Origin of the sequence: Bacillus sp. JJ1503, from assembly GCF_036965125.1 — a bacterium.
Taxonomy (GTDB): domain Bacteria; phylum Bacillota; class Bacilli; order Bacillales; family Cytobacillaceae; genus Cytobacillus.
The window spans coordinates 4,851-5,198 of record NZ_JBALOZ010000396.1 but is presented as its reverse complement, the minus strand read 5'-3'; the positions used below and the strand labels follow the sequence as shown (position 1 = coordinate 5,198).

Sequence of the window (348 nt, the reverse complement as noted above, 5' to 3'; positions counted from 1 at the left end):
TAGATCTACTATACAATTGCCAGATCTATTTTGCTAAAAAAACGATTACTTTAAGCTTCATATTAGTTTAGTATTCTAATAGGGAAAAAATTTTATAATATGATTATTCGAAAAACGAGTAGGAGGAATACAGATGCAAACTTTAGAGAAAATCAGTAATCGATTTTGGTATCAAACACCTGTTTCAGAGACTGATCGGCCAATTTTAGGCGTGGTCATTGGGGATAAACGGTCTTTAATGATAGACTCTGGAAATTCAGAAGCACATGCGAAGTATTTTCTTAGCGAGTTAGAAAAGAATCATATCCCTCAGCCAAGTTTAGTAGTGCTTACACATTGGCATTGGGA

At 34.2% G+C, this 348-nt stretch carries 1 protein-coding gene; it reads left to right on the top strand.

The genetic code is table 11. The features are described 5' to 3' along the window. Positions 1-133: 133 nt before the first annotated feature. The coding region (locus V7149_RS23690; RefSeq protein WP_438824153.1) for an MBL fold metallo-hydrolase at positions 134-348 on the top strand (215 nt) is incomplete at its 3' end.